Annotated in this window: 16 protein-coding genes; 13 read left to right on the plus strand and 3 right to left on the minus strand. The window is 49.1% G+C overall.

Annotated features, from left to right (window positions below; genetic code table 11):
* Positions 1-327, plus strand: a 327-nt coding sequence (locus tag Q1K24_RS05515; protein WP_300367203.1) for a flagellar hook-basal body complex protein, incomplete at its 5' end; no start/stop codon positions are given.
* A 40-nt stretch (positions 328-367) separates the two neighbouring features.
* Here Q1K24_RS05515 and Q1K24_RS05520 read toward each other — a convergent pair.
* Positions 368-1465 carry a deoxyguanosinetriphosphate triphosphohydrolase gene (locus Q1K24_RS05520; RefSeq protein ID WP_300367206.1) on the minus strand — a complete coding sequence of 366 codons (1098 nt, stop codon included), beginning with the start codon at positions 1463-1465 and terminating at the stop codon, positions 368-370.
* 109 nt (positions 1466-1574) lie between these two features.
* Between Q1K24_RS05520 and thyX the strand changes: the two genes are divergently transcribed.
* A complete protein-coding gene (gene thyX / locus Q1K24_RS05525; protein WP_300367209.1) occupies positions 1575-2189 on the plus strand; it encodes an FAD-dependent thymidylate synthase in 615 nt (204 codons plus the stop codon).
* Positions 2190-2281: 92 nt separating this feature from the next.
* Here the strand turns inward: thyX and ruvC are convergent, their stop codons facing one another.
* Complete coding sequence (ruvC, locus tag Q1K24_RS05530) at positions 2282-2749, minus strand: crossover junction endodeoxyribonuclease RuvC (RefSeq protein WP_300367212.1); 468 nt, start codon at positions 2747-2749, stop codon at positions 2282-2284.
* Positions 2750-2869: 120 nt separating this feature from the next.
* Between ruvC and dnaA the strand changes: the two genes are divergently transcribed.
* From dnaA to Q1K24_RS05575, 9 genes are all read left to right on the plus strand, one after another.
* Entirely contained in the window at positions 2870-4204 is a 1335-nt protein-coding gene (dnaA, locus tag Q1K24_RS05535; RefSeq protein ID WP_300367215.1) for a chromosomal replication initiator protein DnaA, read from the plus strand.
* 194 nt (positions 4205-4398) lie between these two features.
* Entirely contained in the window at positions 4399-5466 is a 1068-nt protein-coding gene (dnaN, locus tag Q1K24_RS05540) for a DNA polymerase III subunit beta (protein ID WP_300367218.1), read from the plus strand.
* Positions 5467-5494: 28 nt separating this feature from the next.
* On the plus strand, positions 5495-7813 hold the full coding sequence (gyrB, locus tag Q1K24_RS05545; protein ID WP_300367222.1) for a DNA topoisomerase (ATP-hydrolyzing) subunit B: 2319 nt from the start codon (positions 5495-5497) through the stop codon (positions 7811-7813).
* Positions 7814-7816: 3 nt separating this feature from the next.
* Positions 7817-9259, plus strand: a complete 1443-nt coding sequence (locus Q1K24_RS05550; RefSeq protein ID WP_300367225.1) for an EAL domain-containing protein — start codon at positions 7817-7819, stop codon at positions 9257-9259.
* On the plus strand, positions 9256-9645 hold the full coding sequence (gene queF, locus Q1K24_RS05555) for a preQ(1) synthase (protein ID WP_300367228.1): 390 nt from the start codon (positions 9256-9258) through the stop codon (positions 9643-9645). Before Q1K24_RS05550 ends, queF begins: the two co-directional genes overlap by 4 nt.
* A gap of 1 nt (position 9646) precedes the next feature.
* Positions 9647-10249: a hypothetical protein gene (locus Q1K24_RS05560; RefSeq protein ID WP_300367231.1), complete on the plus strand. Its 603-nt coding sequence runs from the start codon at positions 9647-9649 to the stop codon at positions 10247-10249.
* A gap of 9 nt (positions 10250-10258) precedes the next feature.
* On the plus strand, positions 10259-12628 hold the full coding sequence (locus Q1K24_RS05565; RefSeq protein ID WP_300367234.1) for an HD domain-containing phosphohydrolase: 2370 nt from the start codon (positions 10259-10261) through the stop codon (positions 12626-12628).
* 35 nt (positions 12629-12663) lie between these two features.
* A complete protein-coding gene (locus Q1K24_RS05570) occupies positions 12664-13128 on the plus strand; it encodes an LEA type 2 family protein (RefSeq protein WP_300367237.1) in 465 nt (154 codons plus the stop codon).
* Between the two features lie 6 nt (positions 13129-13134).
* Positions 13135-13746 carry a hypothetical protein gene (locus tag Q1K24_RS05575; RefSeq protein ID WP_300367240.1) on the plus strand — a complete coding sequence of 204 codons (612 nt, stop codon included), beginning with the start codon at positions 13135-13137 and terminating at the stop codon, positions 13744-13746.
* Here the strand turns inward: Q1K24_RS05575 and Q1K24_RS05580 are convergent.
* Complete coding sequence (locus tag Q1K24_RS05580; RefSeq protein WP_300367242.1) at positions 13730-14536, minus strand: glycerophosphodiester phosphodiesterase family protein; 807 nt, start codon at positions 14534-14536, stop codon at positions 13730-13732. The genes Q1K24_RS05575 and Q1K24_RS05580 overlap by 17 nt on opposite strands.
* 356 nt (positions 14537-14892) lie before the next feature.
* Between Q1K24_RS05580 and Q1K24_RS05585 the strand changes: the two genes are divergently transcribed.
* Positions 14893-16305 carry a DUF2779 domain-containing protein gene (locus Q1K24_RS05585; RefSeq protein WP_300367245.1) on the plus strand — a complete coding sequence of 471 codons (1413 nt, stop codon included), beginning with the start codon at positions 14893-14895 and terminating at the stop codon, positions 16303-16305.
* A partial coding sequence (locus tag Q1K24_RS05590) for an NAD-dependent deacylase (RefSeq protein WP_300367248.1) occupies positions 16289-16955 on the plus strand: 667 nt, incomplete at its 3' end. The genes Q1K24_RS05585 and Q1K24_RS05590, both read left to right, overlap by 17 nt.

Below are 16955 nucleotides of genomic sequence, written 5' to 3' on the forward strand. Positions count from 1 at the left end.
AGCGGTACGCTGATCGGTTCGTTCAGCAATGGGCGGTCGTTCGGACTTGCCCAGATCGCGATGGCGAAATTCGCCAACAACGAAGGTTTGATGAGTGACGGGGGCAATATTTTCATTCAGTCGGCCAACTCCGGCGATCCGATTATCGGAAAGGCCAACAGCGGCGGACGCGGATTCATCAACTCGTCGTCACTCGAGATGTCCAACGTGGACCTGAGCCGGTCGCTGACCCAACTCATCGTCGTGCAGCGCGGCTTCCAGGCCAACTCCAAAACGATCACAACCTCCGACCAGATGCTGCAGACCCTGCTGCAGCTGAAGCAGTAGCAATAACTGACTTGACGCGAATTTAAAATCGCGTCAAGTCCTACTCCAATCCATAAATCTCCCGGTACCGCATCAGCGCGTAACGGTCACTCATTCCGGCGATAAAGTCGGCCACCACTCTCTCCCTTTTTTCATCTTCGGTACGCACTTTGTAGTCGTATGGCAGGAGATTGATATCACTGGTAAAGGCTTCGTAGAGCTTTTTGATACACTCTTTCCCCGCATGCATTTTGCTGACGATCCTTTCATGTCGGTAAAGTTTTTCGAAAAGAATCTTTTTGAGTTTCTTGATCTCCGTCGCAAAACGCGGTTCAAATCGGATGGGCAACGGTTCGCTCGCGGGAATGGAGCGGCAGAGTATGGTATCGCCTGTTGGAATATGGTCACGGCTGGATCGGATGAGCTCGGTCACCAGGTGGCTGATAAGCATGCCGACAAAGCGATAACGATGGAGCTTCGTACCCCTTTCGAGACCCTCGTCTCGTACCATTTCGTCGATATGCCATACGAGTTCGTTTTCCAGAATGTCGTCGAACGAAATGAGGCCAAACTGAATCCCATCGTCGATATCGTGGCTGATATAGGCGATCTCATCGGCATGGTCCACGATCATCGCTTCGATCGATGGATGAGAGTCGAGTCCGAATGTTTCGTCGTACCATCCTGTCAGAAACGGTTTTCGGTATGGGTAGGAGTGCTTCAAAATTCCTTCGAGGGTCGCAAATGTCAAATTGAGTCCGTCGAACGGTGCGTAGCGTTTTTCAAGCTTCGTTACGACACGAAAGGATTGAAAATTGTGTTCGAAACCGTTCCGGTTGCCATCGGCTTTCAGACAGGCATCGAGTGTATCGCCGCCCACATGGCCAAACGGAGTATGTCCCAGATCATGGGCCAGCGCGATCGTCTCGGCCAGTGTTTCGTGACCGCCGAGCGCATTGGTGATCGCTCTGGCGATCTGGCTCACCTCGAGCGAATGGGTCAGCCGCGTCCTGAAATAGTCCCCCTCATGATTGATAAAAACCTGGGTTTTGTACTCCAGACGGCGGAACGAACTGGTATGAATGACCCGGTCGCGGTCGCGGGCGAAAGGATCTCTGAAATCCGGAATAGAAGGATGGAAACGGTCGGTGCAGTGCATAAAAATACCCTTGAAATTTGGTTATTGGTCATTGGTCATTGGTCATTTGGGAAAATCGCAAGCGATTTTTCAATATAATGGACCAATTCTAACGAAAAAAAGGGCTGTGATGAAAGTGACACTGATGCACCACACGCCGCTGGAGGTGTGTGCCCACGCCATCCGTACCTGCTGGCAGAGTTTCGACAAAAGCGACGCCGGCGGGGAGAAGGACAAAGAGCTGATCGACCGTGTCGGCAACAAGTTCAAACATGCCAGCACCCTTGAACATCTGGTCTATACCTTCTACATCCAGGGCATCAGCCGGGCTTTGTTACAGGAGCTTGCACGCCACCGCATGGCTTCTCTGAGTGTCAAAAGCACCCGCTACACACTCAAAGAGCTGAAAGAGGAGGTTTCTTTCAGCCCGGTGGATATCGATCGGGCCGAAAAGTATCTCGTCATGACCGATAACGCCCTGGTCAACGAAATGAGCATCAAGGCCCTCGAAAACCTGCGACTGCTGCTTGTCGAAGGCATCGCCAACGACAAAGCCAAATACGCTCTTCCGGAGTGTTACAAAACCGAACTGACATGGACTGTCAATGCCAGAAGTCTACAGAATTTTCTGACACTTCGAAGTGACAAAGCCGCCCTCTGGGAGATCCGCGATCTGGCCCACACCATCTACGACGCACTGCCGGAAGAGCACAAATACCTCTTCCATATCAAGACCTATGATTGATGACACCTGTGTTGTCGTGAGAAGGTGGGAATGTAAGATTGTAAAGAACTCCTCTTTACCTTTCTCTCTTCTCTGTTCCCTATCACACACGCTCAGCGCAATCGCTGCGCGTGTGTGATCGCCACCGCCATCGCGTCGGTGATATCGAGTGGTTTGATCTCCCTGTTGATCTTCAGAATCCTTTTGACCATGAATGCCACCTGCTCTTTGGCAGCCTTGCCGTTTCCCGTCAGTGCCTTTTTGACCTGCAAGGGTGTGTATTCGGCAAAATTTCCGAGTTCCTGCAGAATCTTCAGACTCAGTGCACCGCGAAACTGCGCCAGTTTCAAAACAGTTTTCGGATTAAACGCAAAAAAGATATCTTCGATCGCCACCTCATCGATCCGATTGGTGTTCAAAATCAGATCGAGTCCCTCCACAAGTTCGACAATCTGATGCTGCAGATCTTTCTCTCGAATTTTGATGAGTCCCGCTTCCTTCAATCGGAGTGACCGGCCCTCTTTTTCGATGATGGCATATCCACAATTTCTACTGCCGGGGTCGATTCCCAAAATCTGCACGCTTTCACCCTTTTTTCACATTGTGAATAACTTGCTTTTCACAATTTTCTAACCTCATTTTAACGTAATTGGGATAAAATATTGAACGTTTTTCACATACTTTATTCACAGGTTGAAATGATGCTCGGACACCAGATTCTGAAACTGCTCAAACAGGAAATTCCCCAGGTTGAATATGAACGCTATATTACACAGCTGCAATATGACGAAGAGTCCTCAAGGTCCGATATAGCGCTGTTTTACGCACCAAATCCCCTTATTTCCAAATGGGTCAAGACACGCTACGGCGAAAAAATTTCCCATCTGTTCGAACTCAAAACAGGTATCAAGCCCCAGATTGTCATCGAAGTCAAAAACAGACAAAAAAGGGTCGATGAGCCGAAAGGGGGTGAATTGTCCGAAATTGCCGCACCCAAACCCTCTTCGAAGAGTACGATTCTCAATCCATCCTATACCTTCGAAAGTTTCGTCGTGGGCAGTTCGAATCAGTTTGCCTATACGGCGGCGCTGCGTGTTGCGGAAAAACCCGGAGAGCAGTACAATCCGCTCTTCATCTACGGCGGTGCCGGACTCGGAAAAACCCATCTGCTGCATGCCATCGGAAATTTCAACCAGGATCGCGGGAGGCAGGTCATTTTTACATCGCTCGAACAGTTCATGAATCAGTTCACCCACCATCTGCGAAACCATACGATGGACCGTTTCCGTGACAAATTCCGAAGCTGCGACATCCTGCTTCTCGATGACATCCAGTTTCTGAGCCGCAAGGAGGAGACACAGAAAGAGCTCTTTCATACCTTCAACGAACTCCATGGCGCCGGCAAACAGATCGTTATGACATCCGACCAGCATCCCAAAAAGATCGCCGGACTCGAAGAGCGACTGCGAAGCCGTTTCGAATGGGGCCTCATCGTCGATATCCAGCCGCCCGAGCTCGAAACCAAGATCGCCATCATCAAAAAAAAGTGCGAACTCAACGGTATCCAGCTCGACAACGATATCATCAACTACATCGCGGCAAACATGGGCAACAACATCCGCGAGATCGAAGGAATCATCATCCAGCTCAATGCATTCGCCAACATGATGAACCAGAACATCACACTCGAATTTGCCAAAAACGTCATAAAAAATCAGCTCAAGGAGCGCAGCGAAAATATCACGATCGACGATATCGTCAAAGTGGTATCCAAAGAGCTCAATGTCAAACCGAGCGAGATCAAAAGCAAAAGCCGAAGCCGGAAAATCGTCGAAGCACGACGCATCGTCATCTATCTCGCCCGGTCGCTTACACCCAATTCGATGCCGAGCCTCGCACAGTATTTCGGAATGAAAGACCACACTGCCGTCAGCCATGCGATGAAAAAGATCAACGAGATGCTGGACAGAGACGAAACCTTCAAAGCCAAAATCGAAGAGCTCAGCCACAAAATTACAGCCATAACTGTCGAATAGCCTTGGAATGCGCATTTCTATTCATTTTGATGCAAAAAAAAGATATAATAAATACCAGTGAAAAAAGGTGAAGCGTCACGCCTGCCAACCTGAACAACCAAATCCCTGAAATTCACGGTATGCACACGCTTTTCACAAAAACACGCCATACGACTACTGCTACTGAAATATTTAAAAATAAACAAGGAGTTCCGATGAGACTTGCTGTAGCCAAGAGCACACTCGAATCACTGCTGATCAACCTTCAGCCCTTTCTCGAAAAGAAAGATACATCACAGATCACATCCCATGTTCTGTTGATCGCATCCGACAACCAGCTGACGGCAAAGGCTACAGATCAGGAGATCGGACTGAAAATCGATACGGAGCATGTCAGTATCCAGCTCGAAGGCAAAGCGACTGCCAATGGCAAAAAACTGCTCGATATCGTCCGGATTCTGAAAGAGGGTGATATCGTTCTCGAAACGATCGAAGATACACTCCATATCAAACAGGAGAATTCGAAATTCAAACTGCCGATGTTCAATGCCAGTGAATTTCCGACATTTCCGGAAATCGGAAATCTGCCTTCGATCGAACTCGATTCGATGCAATTGATCCAGATGTTCAAAAAAGTTTCACCGGCCATCGATACCAATAATCCCAAATATGAACTCAACGGTGCACTGCTCAATATCAAAGAAAATGAGATCGATGTCGTCGGTACCGATACAAGACGCCTGGCGATTGGCAATATTCCAAACGAAAGCCATACGACACTCTCCATGATCATTCCGAAAAAGGCGATCCTCGAAATCCAGAAACTCTTTTTCGATCAGATCGAAATCCATTACGATGAAACCAATCTGATTATTACAGCTCCCGGATACTACTTTTTCACCCGACTGATCAATGGAAAATATCCGGATTATGAACGCATCATCCCAAAAAGTGTCAAACATTCTCTGACACTCCCCAAAACAAAAATCATCGAAGCGATCAAACAGGTTACGACCATCTCCCAGGAGATCAAACTCACATTCGAACCCGATTCGATTATTTTCAAAAGTCTCGGTGACGAGAACTCCGAGGCGGTTACTGAAATCGATGTCGAAACAGGCATGGAAGAGAAATTCATTCTGGCTGTAAACAGCCGCTATCTTCTCGATTTTCTGAGTCATATCGATACCGAAAATTTTACGATGGGACTGAACGAACCCAATCTTCCTTTCATTGTGCAGAGCGGAAATTTCTCCACTGTCATCATGCCGATCATCATTTAAAAACAACCATTCGAAGGATTGAAACTATATGAACAATCAAAATTACGGTGCAAGTAATATCAAAGTCCTCAAGGGACTTGAAGCGGTCCGGAAGCGACCGGGTATGTATATTGGAGATACATCGGTCAAGGGGCTTCACCATCTTATTTACGAAGTAGTCGACAACGCCATTGACGAGGCGATGGCCGGTTATTGTAACAAAATCAAGATCACACTCAGAAAAGATGGCAGTGCGGTCATCAGCGACAATGGCCGCGGTATTCCGACCGATATGCATCCAACCGAGAAGATGTCGGCAGCTACTGTCGTACTGACGGTTCTGCATGCGGGGGGAAAATTCGACAAAGATACCTACAAAGTTTCGGGTGGTCTCCATGGAGTTGGTGTTTCGGTTGTCAACGCATTGAGCGAAAAACTCCATATGACGATCTATCGGGACGGGAAGATTCATGAACAGGATTTCGAAAAAGGTATTCCCATCAATGAACTGACAGTCACCGGGACGACGCGGAAAACCGGAACGACGATCCAGTTCTGGCCCGATCAGACGATTTTCGAAACCGTCGATTTCCAATTCGAGATTCTTTCCAAGCGGTTCAAAGAACTGGCCTATCTGAATCCCCGTATTTCGATCACCTTCGAAGACGAGAGGGTCGAGAAGAAAGAGGTCTACCATTTCGAAGGGGGTCTGAACCAGTTTGTCCAGGATATGGCGAAAAAAGAGCCGATCTGCTCGGTCATCAGCTACTCCGAAAAGGCGGATGATATCGAAATGGATATTGCGTTCGAATATACAACGGCATATGACGAGAAACTTCTCAGCTTTGTCAATAATATCCGGACACCGGATGGCGGAACCCATGAGAGCGGTTTCAGGGCGGGTCTGACGCGTGCTGTCAGCCGCTACATCCAGGAGAATGCCAACGCACGTGAAAAAGATACGAAAATCAGCGGCGACGATGTTCGGGAGGGTCTTGTGGCTGTCGTGAGTGTCCGTGTCCCGGAGCCGCAGTTCGAAGGACAGACAAAGGGCAAACTGGGCAGCAGTTATGTCAAACCGCTGGTTCAGAAACTTACCTACGAAAAACTGATGAAATATTTCGAAGAGAACCCGACCGACGCCAAGGCGATCATGCAGAAAGCCCTGTTGGCGGCAAAGGGACGTGAAGCAGCGAAAAAAGCACGGGAATTGACCCGTCGCAAAGATGCGATGACAGTCGGAACTCTTCCGGGCAAACTGGCCGACTGTCAGAGCAAAGATGCGACGATCAGCGAACTCTATCTCGTCGAGGGCGATTCGGCAGGTGGATCGGCAAAACAGGGACGAGACCGTGTTTTTCAGGCGATTCTCCCGCTGAAAGGTAAAATCCTGAATGTCGAGAAGGCACGACTCGACAAAATTCTGAAATCCGACGAGATCAAGAACATGATCACGGCACTCGGATGCGGTATCGGAGAGGAGTTCAATCCCGACAAACTGCGCTACCACAAGATCATTATCATGACCGATGCCGATGTTGACGGAAGCCATATCCAGACGCTGCTGCTGACATTCTTCTTCCGTTTCCTGCGGCCGGTGATCGAAGAGGGATATCTCTATATCGCCCAGCCGCCGCTCTATCGCTACAAGAAAGGAAAACAGGAGATCTATCTCAAAGACGACAAAGCGATGAGCGAATTTCTGATCGAACGGGGCATCGATGCACTGGATGTCCAGGGGATGGGACAGAAAGATCTGACCGAACTCTTCAAACTGGTCGCTTTCTACCGGATGACACTCAAAGAACTCGACAAGCGTTTCAGTCTGGTCGAAGTGGTCCGCTACCTGATTGAACATCCTGATCTCCTTGCACTCGATACACCGGCACTTTTCGAGGAGATCAAACTCTATCTCGACAATTTGGGATACAACATTTTAAACAAGCATGTCGACGACGAAATGATTCACCTCTACGTTCAGACCGATGAAGGGTTGGAAGAGATTATCATCGACGATGAACTCTTTACCAATCCCTTCTACAACGAAGCACGCTATATTTTCGACAAGATCAGCGAACGCGATCTGGAGATATTCGAAGGAAAAGATCTGCTCAAAATGCTCGAGGAGATCGAAAAAAGCGCAAAAAAAGGTGCCTATATCCAGCGCTACAAAGGTTTGGGCGAAATGAACCCGGAACAGCTTTGGGAGACGACAATGAACCCGGAAAACCGACGGCTTCTCAAAGTGACCATCGAAGATGGCGAAGCTGCCAGTGACGTCTTTACACTCTTCATGGGCGATGAGGTCGAACCGCGTCGTCAATATATCGAAGAGCATGCGAAGGATGTCAAACATCTGGATGTCTAACTGATGCTCTACTCCGAAAAGCAGGAGCGTTCACGGCGTTTCCGTCTGGCATTGAGGATGGGGATACCCATCCTTCTGCTGATCGGTGTCGTCATTTTCTATGTTTTTCGCCAGAACCAGTTCAACATCAACGAAGTCGATATCGTCATCTTCGTTACGATCCTCTTTATTTCGATCTACTTCCTCTTTTTTCTGATCAATCTGGGACAGTCGGAAACCTACATCGATCGGATGACCGGATCGTTCAACCGAAACTATCTGTTGGAGGCATTGCAAAAGGCAATAGCAAATGAAAAAAAATATTCCATCATACTCCTGCGTGTCGACAACCTTCCTTTAATCAACGACCATTACGGTATCGACAGGGGTGACAGACTCCTGAAAGTTTTCGTCCATATACTGGATGAATTTTTTCAGCTGCACGGCATCAAAGAACCCGTTATCGGACGGTATCATGGAGGCGACTTCATAATAGGCCTGCCTCTCGCGGTGGAAGAGAGTCTCGAGTTGATGGATGAATTCGTCTCCACCTACAAAGATATCAACAACATTGCGATCGAAATCAAATATTCCGACGTTCAGAAAGATGATGCATCCGATCTCAACAGGCTTATCACCTATCTCTACGATACGATATCCCAGCAAAAGAGTGCAGTTTCAAAGAAAAGGGAAGAGGAGAAACGGCTCGACATCAATCTTCTCGAACGGGAGATCGTCGAAGCGGTGCATAGCGGTTCCCTCCTGCTTCACTACATTCCGTCACTCAACCTCAAAAAGAACCGGATCGATCTTTTCGAAGTGGGTGTGCGCCTCAAAACCCGGAGCAACGGTGTGCTTCCTCCCAAAAAGTTCATTCCTGTCGTCAACCGCCTGGGGCTCGAAAAAGAGTTCGACGAAGCACTTTTCGGTGCGATATGCAGCGATGCCGCACACGTTGACAAAGCGATTCGATTCAGTTTCAATATCTCACCCTTTTCGCTTCGTAACGAGGGATTTGTAGAGTCGATCAAATCGGTTGCGACGAAAGCCGGAGTAGAGTATGGACGGATTATTATCGAACTTTTCGAAAACCGTGCAATCAAAGATATTACAAGGTACCGTGTCATTCTGGAAGAGCTTCGCGAACTCGGTATCCGGTTTGCACTTGACAATTTCGGTGCGCCAAATGCCAGTTTCGAATATATCAAAAAACTTCCCGTCGACATGGTGCAATTTGACAGAGATTTCACAATTTCTTATAATAATCCGAAAATCGCAGCTCTATTGAAAGGGTATATCCTCGCATGCAGAGGAATGGGGATCGAAACGTTGATCAAATGGGTCGATACAGAAGAGGCACGCGAACGTTTCAAACAGCTCGGTGTCGATTATATCCAGGGATTCATCGTTTCGAACCGACCGCTGAACAGCGAACAACTGATTAAAAAATATGGAGAGAATGGATGAGATATGGAGAAGAGATCGTAGAACATTTCGATGTTGACAAAGATCTGGAGATCTGGCCAAATAAATTCCGAAAACATTACAAAATCACAATCACTCTGCCGGAATTCAGCTGTCTCTGTCCGCGTAGCGGATATCCCGATTATGCAACATTCATTCTGGAGTACACCCCCGATCTTTGGGTCGTCGAGCTCAAGGCAATCAAACTCTATATCAACTCTTTCAGAAATCGTCATATCAGTCATGAAGAGAGTGCCAACGAAATCTTCGATGTGCTCTATCAGAAACTGCACCCAAAATGGATGAAACTGACGGCCGACTTCAATCCACGAGGAAACGTGCATACAGTGATAGAGATCGACAGCGACCATTTCGAAAAAGAGATTTGAGATGCGTCTGCTCCGATCGATTCTGACAGCAAGTCTCTTTCTGTTTCTGTTTGGAGGTTGCCAGCAGGAGTCGCAGCGACATCAACGACCGATAGTCATGGGTCAGGAACAGCAAAAAGTTACGTATGCCAAGACGATTCTGGATCACTCGGTGCAACCGAAAACGGACGATCTGAAAATCAAGAAAATGGAATTGAAAACAGAAAAAGAGATCGAAACGATCCGTGCGCAGAAAGAGCTCGACATCGCCCGACTGAAAGCGGAGAGCGAAAAGTCGAAAATCGAAACCGAGAAAGAGATCACACTCAAACAGCTGCAGGCCGACCGCAAAATGGTCGGCTGGGTAATTACACTTTCGGCACTCTTTCTCTTTCTTCTTCTGTGGGTCAGCATCAAACTTTTCAGAGAGTATCAGAAATACAGGCTTCGCCTGGAAGAAGAGAAGATGCGCCACCAGAAAGAGATGCAGGAGAAAGAGCTTCAGACACGACTGGTCGAGAAGATGTTTGAAGCTCTTGAAAGCGGCAATCTGACAGAGGAGCAGCAAAACAGATTGCTGGAGTCGATTTCCAATCCGAATCGACAGATTCCTTTCAGGAAGTGATATTCCGGTATGTTTCGTAAGATCACGATACGTACCAATATCCTGACCAATATCGCCGTCGTTGTCGCCCTCGTAGCAGGGTCGCTTCTCTGGATGCAGTGGCATTTTTCCCAACAGATGGCGCATGAAGCGACCCAAAACGATTTCAAAAGTGTAGCGAAAGGGATAGCCCGACATCTGCAAGACAGGGATGATCTGGCCAAAATGGTCATTTCCGAAATGGAATATATCGTGGCCAAACATCTTGAAAATGAAGAGAAACAGGCCTCTGTTCTCCATAAATTCACCCATACGATGTCCCATCTTCCAAAACTCTATGCCTTGTCGCTCGGCTATCCGAATGGTGATCTGTTCGAAGTAGTCAATATGCACGATTCGGAACGTCTTTACACCATCTACAAAGCCCCTTCCAATACCCGCTGGCTCCTGATTCGTGTTTATGATGGATCCGAAGGCAGAACAAAGCGGTTTACCTTTCTGGACAGGAATTTCAAAACCGTTTCGACACGCGACGAACCGACCGATTATGATGCGACAACCCGTCCGTGGTATTTGCAAGCCGGAAAAAGTGAAAAGGCCGTTCGCAGCCTTCCTTACCGTTTCAGCAATCTTGGAGAAAGGGGAATTACCTATTCGATAGCCGTTCGCCAATCCGAAACGGTTCTGGCTGCCGATATCACACTCTCCGATCTTTCCGACATTTTGAAAGAACAGCTGTTTGCACCGACTGCCAAAATTGTGATGTTCGATCGCAGTGGTGCGGTAATCGCCAGCTCCGATAGAGGAAAAAAAGTCGATTCCGCAATGATCACAGCGGTGGAACGCAACAATTTGGACGGTGTGTTTACGTCGAAATCGGAGAGTGGCGATCGTTTTATGATGGTGACGCCCCTTTCGAAAGAGCTTGGAGAAGAGACCTATCTCGGATTTTCCGTCGAAACCCGTACAATGCTGGCACCCTATATCGAGAAGATCTATCATGCTTTCGGGGTGGCACTGCTGGCATTGATACTTTCGATTCCGCTGGTTCTTTTTACAACATCGCGAATTGTCAGACCGATCCGGGCATTGATGAGAGAGAACGACAAAATAAAAGCACGTCGCTACGAAGAGGTCAAACCGGTCAAAACCAATATCATCGAATTGATTCAACTCTCCGATTCGCTTATCTCCATGTCCAGAAGTATTCAGGCCTACGAAAAATCGCTCAAAGAGATGATGGAATCCTTTATCAGGCTGATTGCCGATGCGATCGATGCCAAATCACCCTATACCGGCGGTCACTGCAAACGTGTACCGGTCATCGCCGAAATGTTGGCAAAAGCCGCCAGCGAGTCGGAAGAGGGAGAGTTCAAAAACTTCAGGTTTCAGAGTGAAGAGGAGTTGAAGGCATTTGAAATGGGAGCGTGGCTGCACGACTGCGGCAAGATCACGACACCCGAATATGTCGTTGACAAAGCGACGAAACTCGAAACGATCTACAACCGGATTCATGAAATTCGTACACGCTTCGAAGTGATCTGGCGTGATATCGAAATTCTCTACTACGAACGGCTCCTCAAGGGGGAAGAGAAAGAGAAACTCGACCGCTGGAAAGCGGAGGAACATCGAACCCTGATCGAAGAGTTCAACTTTGTTGCCGAATGCAATCTCGGCGGAGAATTCATGAGTGATGAAAAGAAACATCGTATTGAAACGATTGCCAAAAGAACGTGGCTGCGCCATTTCGACGACAGGCTCGGACTCTCCGATATTGAACAGATGCGCTACAATCGGGCCGACACCCCCCTGCCGGTGCGGGAACCGCTCCTTTCGGACCGGCCCGAGCATATCGTCGAACGCTATGGATTCAATGAAGAGGATTACAGAAAAAAAGGGTTCAAGCTCCATGTTCCCAAACACCTTTACAATCAGGGAGAGATCTACAATCTCTGTATCGAAAAAGGGACACTGACGGAAGAGGAGCGTTTCAAGATCGAAGAGCATGTCATCATGACGATCAAAATGCTCGAACAGCTCCCCTATCCGCCGGACATGGAAAAGATTCCCGAGTATGCCGGTACCCATCACGAAACGATGGACGGTACCGGCTATCCGAGGCGGCTGCCGAAAGAGAAGCTCTCCATTCCTGCACGCATCATGGCGATCGCCGATATTTTCGAAGCGCTGACCGCTTCCGATCGGCCCTACAAAAAGATGAAAACGCTTTCCGAATCGCTACAGATCATGAGCTACATGGTCAAGGAGGGGCATTTGGATGCGGAAGTTTTTGCCCTCTTCCTCAAATCGGGTATTGACAGAATTTATGCCGAAAAATACCTCAAACCGGAACAGATCGACGAAGTCGATATCGATGCATTGTTAACCAATTCACAATAACATGATAGAATGAAACAAAAACAAAGGGCGGGGTTATGATTCGCAATTTCCTTCTCGCAACAGTCGTATTACTATTTCTTGGTGGCTGCAGCGGCCTCAACACAAAAAAACCGGAACTTTCGGTTGGGATCAACAGTTTCAACATGATTCCGACAGAGGGGATGGTTCCCAAATTCGAGATAGGTCTTCACATTGTCAATACCAGTCCCGTCGATGTAGAGATCAAAGGAATCGTCTACAAAATCTATCTGCAGGATCGCAAAATTGTCACGGGTGCGGCGCACAACATGCCGAAGATTGCAGCCTACAGTGAAGCCGACATCAAAGTGACGGGATCACCCGATATTTTCGAAACGATCGGCTTTTTCAAAGATCTGATGACGGAACGGAAAGAGGCCATCGACTACGTCGTCGATGTTTCGATCGACGCCGGCAGTTTTATCCCGATGATCCATACGAAAAAAGAGGGAAAGCTCTCACTCTCCAACATGAACAGGTAGACAGAAATGGTGACGCTCGAAGAGCTCGAAAAATCACCGCTCTACTCCGAAGAGCTCGGTATCGATCTGGCGAAAACCAGCGACAGGGAGCTCTTCAAATGGTTTCTGGCCAGCCTGCTTTTCGGCGGCCGCATCACCCAGACCATTGCCAAACACACCTACCGGGCATTCGAAAGACACGCTCTGCTGACACCCCGGAAGATTCTCGACGCCGGATGGGACTACCTCGTCAATCCCATCATGTGGGAGGGGGGATATGTCCGGTATGACGGCAGGAAATCGGAACAGATACTCAGAGATTGCCAGGAACTGCTGGAAACCTACGACGGCAGCCTGAATCGGATGCACGATCTCGCCGCAGACCCGAACGATCTCGAAAAGAGGGTCGACGCCTTCTACGGTGTCGGCCCCGTTACGACCAACATCTTTTTACGCGAGCTGCGGCCCTTTTGGGAAAAAGCGGACCCCGAGCCGCTCGATCTCGTCGTCGAAGAGGCCAAAAAGCTCGGAATAGACCCCGCAAGCTTCGATCGAAAGAGCCTGCGCTTCGTCCGCATCGAAGCGGGGCTCATCCGTCACAAAAACGAGATTCAAAGGTGTCCTAAAGCAAATCGGTAAAGATACCGTTGACACCCCACTTAAAAAACTTCTTCCTCTCTTCGGGGTCGTTGACGACGAAGACGTTGATAAAATACCCCGCATCCCTGAGCATCCGCACGGTAGCGGGATCGACGATCTTTCTGGAAGGGTGCCAGCCATCCGCCTCCACTCTCTTCAGCAGTTCCGGAAGATTGCGGATTCGCCGCTTTTGAAGCAGGGCCGTGGGAATACCGGAATCCAGCCGTTTGCAGAGGGGCAGATAGTCGCTGTGAAACGATGAAATCAGAAGTATGGATGCCGTACCGGTCTTTTCTATGGCGTCGAAAACAGTCTCCAGCACCTCTTCGTCAGACGCGTAATGGTGCATGTCCTTGATTTCGAGATTTAGAAAAATGCCATGCCTTTTCGAAAAGATCAGTACCTCTTCGAGTGTGGGAATCTTCTGAATCCGCTCATTTTTCGGAGGCGGAACCACTCTGCCTTCCCGGATGAGCCCGAATGGGTCCTTTTCGTAGAACCAGCTTCCGACATCGAGCCGCTTCAGCTCTTCAAGAGTGAAATCCTCCACCCGCCATGGCAAGCGTTCTCTGAAGGCTTCGAAGGTTTCGACATCGCTCGTACGGCCAAGCGTCTCATCGTGCAGGATTACCGGCACTCTCTCTTTCGTCAGCCAGACATCCATCTCGACGAAATCGCATTTTCCTACCGCTCCCCGCAGCGATGCCAGCGTGTTTTCCGGAAAATGGGAACGATCCCCCCGATGGGCCGCGATGAGGTTCGGTTTTTCGAAAAGGTCGATAAAATGCATGAAAACTCCGAAATCATGATAATGAAGTATAATCTAACTTGGTTGAAGCAACAGGAAAAGAGACCATCTTGTCACCCTGCCGTATCATACTCCGGTACCTCGAAAAGTGTGTTATAGGACGCCGCCATTGTGTACCATCCACTTTCAGACCGATCGATTCGGTGATTGAGTTTATGAAGAGCGCAGAGGAGCATATTGTGATGAACCAAACTGCGGTACTCATCCGGTTTTAACCGGTGCCGCTTGCAAAGTTCCGGCACGGGTGGTATGATTAAAACATGTTGCTATCCAAATCCCAATTCGTTCGTGGTATCAAATGTCCAAAATCTTTGTGGCTTTATAAAAAGGCACCCGATGTGCCAAGAGATTTGCCCGATGCGCAGCAGAAGGCTCTTTTCGCCACCGGCCATCGCGTGGGTGATCTCGCCAAAGAGCTTTTCCCTGGAGGAGATGAGATCGCCTTCGATTCCAAAAATTTCGATGGTATGGCATGTCGGACCAGGGAACTGATCGACAATGGGGTTTCGACAATTTACGAGGCGACGTTCAGAAGCGCCAATGGTTTCGCGATGGTCGATATACTGCATCGGGGTGACAAGGGGTGGGAGATGTATGAAGTCAAGGCCTCTGCCTCGGTGAAAGATTATCATCTGTGGGACGCGGCATTTCAGTACAGGGTACTGAGGGCCTGTGGCATGGAGCCTCTGAAGGTGGCCATTGTCCATATCGACAACAGTTATGTGCGTGGAGAAGAGTTGGAGGTAGAACGGCTTTTCGCAATCGAGGATGTCACCGAGGAGATTCTGGCGATGCAGGAGAAAGTGGGAATGCGAATGCAGGCTTTCGACAAGCTGTTGTCGGGGCCCGAACCCGACATCGATATCGGTGAGCAGTGCAGCATCTTTTACGATTGCGATTACCACGGCCACTGCTGGGCACATGTGCCCAGCCCTTCGGTTTTCGATCTCTATCGGATGGGCGATGCCAGGAAATTTGAGATGTATCGAAGCGGCATAGTGCGCTACGAAGATATTCCGGATGATTTTCCTCTCAATCCTATCCAGAGGATCCAGATAGAGACAGCGAAAAGCGGTGAAATTCATGTAAACCCGTCCGTCATCGAAACATTTCTGGAAAAGCTCTGTTTCCCCCTCAATTTTTTCGATTTCGAGACATTCCAGGAGGCAATTCCGCGGTTCAAAGGGCAGCGGCCATATATGCAAATGCCTTTTCAGTATTCCATACATATTCTGCATGAAAATGGCATGCTGGAGCATCGGGAATTTCTGGGCGACGAACACCACGATCCGAGGCGGGAACTGGTGGAGCGTATGCTTGAAGATATAACACCCCGGGGCAGCATTGTGGCCTTCAATCGCTCTTTCGAGATTTCCAGAATCCGGGAGCTGGCAGAGGCTTTCCCCGAGTATCGGGATAGGCTGCTAAAGCTTGCGGAGCGCTTTGTCGACCTGATCGAACCGTTTCGCGGGCTTGGGTACTACCATCCCGATTTCAATGGCAGTTTCTCCATCAAATCGGTGCTCCCTGCTCTTTTCCCCGATGATCCCGAGCTGGATTATACGGCACTGGCTATTCAAAACGGCGGTATGGCGATGGATGTTTTCGGCAATCTTCATCGGCTGAAAGATCAGAAAAAAAGAGAAGAGATTCGAAGGAGTCTGCTGGCCTACTGCCGGCTCGACACTTTGGCGATGGTACGGATTTATGAAAAACTTAAAGAGGAGGTAGTCCATGGCGACGATCGTTGACGACTACGACACCGCTGCCCGATGGATCGCCGAATCCAGGTACTCGGTGGCGTTCACCGGTGCCGGAATCTCGGTGGAGAGCGGCATTCCTACTTTCCGTGGGCCCGATGGGCTCTGGAGCCGCTACGACCCGCAGGTGCTGGACCTCAACTACTTCTATACCCACCCCGAAGATTCGTGGCGGGTGATCCGGGAGATCTTCTACGACTACATGGACAGGGAGCTGAAGCCCAATGCCGCCCATCTATTTCTGGCTGGCCTGGAAAAAGCCGGGATCTTAAAAGGTGTCATCACCCAGAATATCGACGGATTGCACCAGAAAGCCGGAAGTAAAAAGGTAGTGGAGTTTCATGGTACGGCGCAGCGGCTGGTCTGTACGCAGTGCCGTGAAACGTTTGGCTTCCGTCCCGGTATGCTCGATACTCTTCCTCCCCTGTGCGACGTGTGCGGCGGTTTGCTGAAGCCGGATTTCGTCTTCTTTGGCGAAGGGATCGGCCCCGAAAATTACAGAACGAGCGAAGCGCTTTGCAAAGAGGCCGATCTGCTCATCATCATCGGCACCACCGGCGAAGTGATGCCCGCCTCGATGATCCCGTTCGAAGCCCGCGAAGCGAAGGTGATCGAAATCAATCCCGAACCCTCCCGCTACA

The sequence above is a fragment of the Hydrogenimonas sp. genome (assembly GCF_029932565.1).
Classification (GTDB): Bacteria; Campylobacterota; Campylobacteria; order Campylobacterales; family Hydrogenimonadaceae; genus Hydrogenimonas.